Annotated in this window: 5 protein-coding genes and 1 pseudogene; 2 read left to right on the top strand and 4 right to left on the bottom strand. The window is 73.6% G+C overall.

The annotated features are described in order from the left end of the window. The 3 genes from panD to E1182_RS28840 all read right to left on the bottom strand — a co-directional run. On the bottom strand, window positions 1-405 hold a 405-nt coding region (gene panD, locus E1182_RS28850; RefSeq protein ID WP_132270889.1), incomplete at its 3' end, for an aspartate 1-decarboxylase. 26 nt (window positions 406-431) lie between these two features. Next, on the bottom strand, window positions 432-1,280 hold the full coding sequence (panC, locus tag E1182_RS28845; protein WP_132270888.1) for a pantoate--beta-alanine ligase: 849 nt from the start codon (window positions 1,278-1,280) through the stop codon (window positions 432-434). Between the two features lie 175 nt (window positions 1,281-1,455). Next, window positions 1,456-2,460 carry a Rossmann-like and DUF2520 domain-containing protein gene (locus E1182_RS28840; RefSeq protein ID WP_132270887.1) on the bottom strand — a complete coding sequence of 335 codons (1,005 nt, stop codon included), beginning with the start codon at window positions 2,458-2,460 and terminating at the stop codon, window positions 1,456-1,458. Between the two features lie 218 nt (window positions 2,461-2,678). On the opposite strand from E1182_RS28840, the gene E1182_RS28835 reads away from it, so the two are divergent. Both E1182_RS28835 and E1182_RS28830 read left to right on the top strand, forming a co-directional pair. Further along, window positions 2,679-3,737: an SAM-dependent methyltransferase gene (locus tag E1182_RS28835; RefSeq protein WP_132270886.1), complete on the top strand. Its 1,059-nt coding sequence runs from the start codon at window positions 2,679-2,681 to the stop codon at window positions 3,735-3,737. After that, window positions 3,725-4,894: an NADH-quinone oxidoreductase subunit D gene (locus E1182_RS28830; protein ID WP_207921560.1), complete on the top strand. Its 1,170-nt coding sequence runs from the start codon at window positions 3,725-3,727 to the stop codon at window positions 4,892-4,894. Before E1182_RS28835 ends, E1182_RS28830 begins: the two co-directional genes overlap by 13 nt. Before the next feature lie 22 nt (window positions 4,895-4,916). Here E1182_RS28830 and E1182_RS31395 read toward each other — a convergent pair. Next, window positions 4,917-5,431, bottom strand: a pseudogene (locus tag E1182_RS31395) (hypothetical protein); the annotation flags it as partial.

Raw genomic sequence — 5,431 nt, 5'->3', positions numbered from 1 at the left:
GTTGGGGATGGGGGCACCGGCAGTGCCCGGGGCGGCAGTGGCGGGATCGGCGGTCAGGTCGACCACCCGGTTGTCCGCGTCCACGTGCACCACCCGAGGCTGGTAGGCGCGCGCCTCGGCATCGTCCATCTGCCCGTACGAGATGAGAATGACCAGGTCACCCGGGTGCACCAGGTGCGCCGCCGCGCCGTTGATGCCGATCACGCCGCTGCCCCGCTCGCCCGGGATCACGTACGTCTCCAGCCGGGCCCCGTTGGTCACATCCACGATCGCGACCTGCTCGCCGGGAAGCAGGTCGGCGGCGTCGAGAAGGTCCTGGTCCACGGTCACCGAGCCGACGTAGTGCAGGTCGGCCTGGGTCACGGTGGCCCGGTGGATCTTCGACTTGAGCATGGTCCGGAACATGGGAGCCTCTCAGCAGATGGTGGGGGTCAGGAACGGGGGGCGAGTCGGATCGCCATGTTGTCGATCAGCCGGGTGTCGCCCACCCAGGCCGCGACCAGCAGCCGAGCCGGACCGAACACCGGGCCGGGTTCCAGATCCGGGTCGGTGAGCACCAGGTAGTCCAGTTCCGCGTCCCCGCCCGCGGCGGCGAACGCCCGGTGGGCGGCGGCCAGCACCTCCCCGGCGTCGGCTCCCTCGTCCGCGGCGGTCGCGCCGGCCCGCAGCGCGGCCGACAGGCCCGCCGCCGTCCGCCGCCGCTGCGGGGAGAGATAGCGGTTGCGGCTGGACAACGCCAGGCCGTCCGGCTCACGGACGGTCGGCACGCCGACCACCTCCACCGGCACGTCCAGGTCACGGACCATCCGCCGGACCAGGGTGAGCTGCTGGTAGTCCTTCTCACCGAAGAAGGCGAACTGCGGGCGGGTGAGTTGCAGCAGCTTCAACACCACGGTGAGCACCCCGTGGAAGAAACCAGGGCGGCTCAGCCCCTCCAGATCCTCCCCGAGCTGACCCGGATTGACCCGTACCACCGGCTGCCCGTCCGGGTACATCTCCAGCACCGACGGCGCGAACACCAGGTCCGCCCCGGCGCGGCGGCAGACCTCCAGGTCGGCGTCGAGAGTGCGCGGATAGCGGTCGAGATCCTCGTTCGGCCCGAACTGCAACGGGTTGACGAAGATCGTCACGAGCACGTGGCCGGCCCGCTCCCGGGCGGCCCGGACCAGCGCCTCATGCCCCTCGTGCAGCGCGCCCATGGTCATCACCACGCCGACGGTGCCCGTCAGCCCGTCCCGGGCCTTCGCCAGTGCCGCCCGGCTGTGCACCAACTCCGTCATGGCGTCTTCTCCGTTCGCGACTGCGGGGCTCGCAACACCGGCTCACTCCTCGCGCTCACCGAAAAACCTGGCGTTCGCGACTGCGGGGCTCGCAACACCGGCTCACTCCTCGCGCTCACCGAAAAACCTGGCGTTCGCGACTGCGGGGCTCGCAACACCGGCTCACTCCTCGCGCTCACCGAAAAACCTGGCGTTCGCGACTGCCGGGCTCGGCTGCCACCTGGGTTTCCGCCAGCACGTCCAGCAGCGACTCCGCGTCGACCGGCCGCAGCCGGCCCGCCGCGATCGCCCGATCGGCGCTACGCCGCGCCAACGCCAGATAGGGGGCCACGGATTCCGGTGCGGTCTGCGCCAGGCGGGACAGGTGCCGGCGCACGGTGCCCGCGTCACCCCGGGCGACCGGGCCGGTCAGCGCGTCGTCGCCGTACCGCAGCGCGTTCTCCAGAGCCGCCCGCAGCAGCGGGGCGAGCACCTTCTCCGGGCTGGTGACCCCGGCGTCACGCAGCCGGTCGGCCGCCTCGTTGACCAGGGTCACCAGGTGGTTCGCGCCGTGCGCCAACGCCGCGTGGTAGAGCGGCCGGTCCGCCTCGCCGATCCACTCGGGCACCCCGCCAAGGTCGGCCACCAGCCGCGCCGCGAGTGGGCGCAGCCCGGGCGCGGCGGTCACCCCGTAGGAGATGCCGGCGAGCCGGCCGAGGTCGTCCGGCGTACCGGTGAAGGTCATCGCGGGGTGCAGGGCCAGCGGGTACGCGCCCACCGCGGCGGCCGGAGCCAGCACGGCGAGCCCGTGCGCGCCGGAGGTGTGCGCGACCACCTGGCCGGGGTGCAACGCGCCGGTCTCGGCCAGGCCGACCACCACGGCAGCCAGGGAGTCATCCGGCACGGCGACGACCAGCAGGTCGGTGGCGGCGCGGGCCACCGATGCCACGCAACGGTTCCGGGTGTCGGGCAGCAGCAGGGCGATCCGGGCCTGCGCGGCCCCGGAGACGCCGGAGGCGGCCACCACCCGGTGACCGGCGGCCACGAGCGCGGCACCCAGTACGGCACCGACCCGACCGGCACCGACGACACCGACGGTCAGGGAGCGGGGAAAGGTGGGCAGGGCGCCGACGGGGGCGCCTCCCGACGGTACGACGACCCCGGGCGGGGCGGTCGGACGCGGGCGCAGCGGTGCGCTCATGGCAATGATCCAGTCCTCGAAAGGGGGTACCGGTCGATCGCAAGTATGCGCCGGGGTCGAGGAGCCGAAACAAGGGTGTGTGAAATCGTTCACCGACCGGGCGCCGATGGCGGCCCGGCCCGGCGGTCACCAGCCGGGGGCACCGCAACCGTGACCCGTCTCGGGCCGGCTGACCGTAGGGTCGGCACGGTGACGGCTGCGCAACGAGGAACGAACTGATGCCGATCCGCTGGCGGGACGCGATGGGCCGGGCCCTCTACGGGCCGGACGGGTTCTTCGTCGCCGGGGCCGGGCCGGCCGCCCACTTCCGCACCAGCGTGCACGCCTCCCCCACCTTCACCGCGACCCTGGCCCGGCTGCTCACCCACGTCGACGCCGCCCTCGGCCACCCCGTCCGGCTGGACGTGGTCGACGTCGGATCCGGCCGCGGGGAACTGCTGGTCGCACTGCTCCAAGCCGTGGAGCAGGTAGAGGACGTGCGGGAGGCCGGCCCGGCACCGCTCGTCTCCCGGGTACGCCTCACCGCCGTCGAGAAGGCCCCCCGGCCGGCCCACCTGCCCCCGCAGGTCGCCTGGGCCGACGCGATCCCCGACCGGATCGTGGGGCTGCTGGTCGCCACCGAGTGGCTCGACAACGTGCCGCTCGACGTGGCCGCGCGGACCGCCGACGGGTGGCGCTACCTGCTGGTCGACCCAGCCACCGGCGAGGAGACCGTGGGTGACCCGGTCGACCCCGCCGACCGGGCATGGCTCGACCGGTGGTGGCCCGTCCCGGCAGGCCACCCGGAACCCACGCCCACGATCAGCGGAAGAGCCGAGATCGGAAGGACCAGGGACGAAGCCTGGGCCGGCGCGGTCAAGCACATCGACCGAGGGCTGGCGGTGGCCGTGGACTACGGGCACCTGGCGGACGACCGGCCCGTGGACGGGACGGTGACCGGATACCGGGGTGGGCGGCAGGTGCCGCCGGTGCCCGACGGCTCCTGCGACGTCACCGCGCACGTCGCCATGGACTCCGTCGCCTCCGCCGGCCAGCGGGTCGCCCGGTGTGCGTACTCGCTGGTCCGCCAGCGGGAGGCGCTGCGGGCGCTCGGGGCCGGCGGCGATCGGCCACCACTCGACCTGGCCACCCGCGACCCCGCCGGGTACGTGCGGGCGCTGGCCGCCGCGTCGACGGCGGCCGAACTGACCGACCCGGCCGGCCTCGGCGGGCACTGGTGGTTGCGGCAACCGGTCGACGTCGACCCGGCGGCGTTCGTGGCACGATGGCGGGCATGACCACCCACGCCGGCGACCTCCGCGACCTGACCGTCGGCACGGGCGCCGGCGGGGAGCAGCTCGGCACCGACATGGTGCTCAACATCGGGCCGCAGCACCCCTCCACCCACGGCGTGCTCCGGCTGAAGCTGGTGCTCGACGGGGAGCGGGTGATCTCCGCCGAGCCGATCGTCGGATACATGCACCGGGGCGCGGAGAAGCTCTTCGAGGTCCGCGACTACCGGCAGATCATCGTGCTGGCCAACCGGCACGACTGGCTCTCCGCCTTCGCCAACGAGCTGGGCGTGGTGCTCGCCGTGGAGCGGCTGATGGGCATGGAGGTGCCGGAGCGGGCCGTCTGGCTGCGGATGGCGCTGGCCGAGCTGAACCGGGTCCTCAACCACCTGATGTTCCTCGGCTCCTACCCACTGGAGATCGGCGCGATCACCCCGGTCTTCTACGCGTTCCGGGAACGGGAGACCCTCCAGGCGGTGATGGAGGAGGTCTCCGGCGGCCGGATCCACTACATGTTCAACCGGGTCGGCGGGCTCAAGGAGGAGGTGCCCGCCGGCTGGACCGGGCGGGCCCGCGCCGCCATCGACGAGGTGCACCGCCGGATGCCCGACCTCGACCATCTCATCCGGCGCAACGAGATCTTCCTGGCCCGCACCGTCGGGGTGGGCGTGCTGTCCGCCGCCGACGCCGCCGCGTTCGGCGCGTCCGGTCCGGTCGCCCGGGCCTCCGGGCTCGACCTGGACCTGCGCCGCGACGAGCCCTACCTGGCGTACGACCAGCTCGACGTGCCGGTGGTCACCCGCACCGCCGGGGACTGCCACGCCCGTTTCGAGGTGCTGCTCGACCAGGTGTACGCCTCACTCGACCTCGCCCGGCAGTGTCTGGAGCGGGTGGACCGGCTCACCGGTCCGGTGAACACCCGGCTGCCGAAGGTCGTCAAGGCACCCGAGGGGCACACCTACGCCTGGACCGAGAACCCCCTCGGCATCAACGGCTACTACCTGGTGTCGCGCGGGGAGAAGACGCCGTGGCGGCTCAAGCTGCGCACCGCGTCGTACGCGAACGTGCAGGCGTTGGCCAGCCTGCTCCCCGGCTGCCTGGTTCCGGACCTGATCGCCATCCTCGGCTCGATGTTCTTCGTGGTCGGCGACATCGACAAGTAGGTCGGGCGTCCCGCCGTCGACGTCAGCGGCTGCCGGCGCGCGGGACGTCCTGCTGGGGATAGCCGTACTGTCGCTCTTGGGGGTAGCCGTACTGTCCCTCGCCACCCCACTGCTGGTGACGGGGCTCCGGCTCCGGGGTGCGCCACGCCTCGACCGGTTCCCTCGGCGCGGGCGCCCGCCACTGGCCGGCCGACTGCTGGCCCCACTGCTCCTCGGCCGGCTGCCGGCCCGCCGCCCGCCACTCCTGCGGCACGGGCACCCCGTCCTGCGGCAACGCCGGCCGGTCCGCCGGCTCGGTCCAGCCGCCACCCCACTGGCCGGTCGGCTGCTGGGGCTCGTCCTGCCGTACCGCCGCCCAGCGGTCCTGCACCCGGAACCCGGCACCGTCGGTGTGCAGCTCGGCCCGGCGCTCCCCGACCCGCACCTCACGCCCGTGCCCGTCGTCGCGCACCTCGGCCCACCGGTCGCCGACCTGCACCTCCGACCAGTTCTGCTGCTCTGCCGGGTACGCCCCACCCGCCCACGGCTGGTCGGTCC

Origin of the sequence: Micromonospora sp. KC721 (genome assembly GCF_004348355.1) — a bacterium.
GTDB lineage: Bacteria > Actinomycetota > Actinomycetes > Mycobacteriales > Micromonosporaceae > Micromonospora.
This window is presented reverse-complemented; position numbering and strand designations above follow the sequence as displayed.

Excerpts from the sequence above, each read along its gene's own strand:
- E1182_RS28830 (WP_207921560.1), top strand. The coding sequence starts at position 3,725 with ATGGCGGGCATGACCACCCACGCCGGCGACCTCCGCGACCTGACCGTC.
- E1182_RS28835 (WP_132270886.1), top strand. The coding sequence starts at position 2,679 with ATGCCGATCCGCTGGCGGGACGCGATGGGCCGGGCCCTCTACGGGCCG.
- panC (WP_132270888.1), bottom strand. The coding sequence starts at position 1,280 with ATGACGGAGTTGGTGCACAGCCGGGCGGCACTGGCGAAGGCCCGGGAC.
- E1182_RS28840 (WP_132270887.1), bottom strand. The coding sequence starts at position 2,460 with ATGAGCGCACCGCTGCGCCCGCGTCCGACCGCCCCGCCCGGGGTCGTC.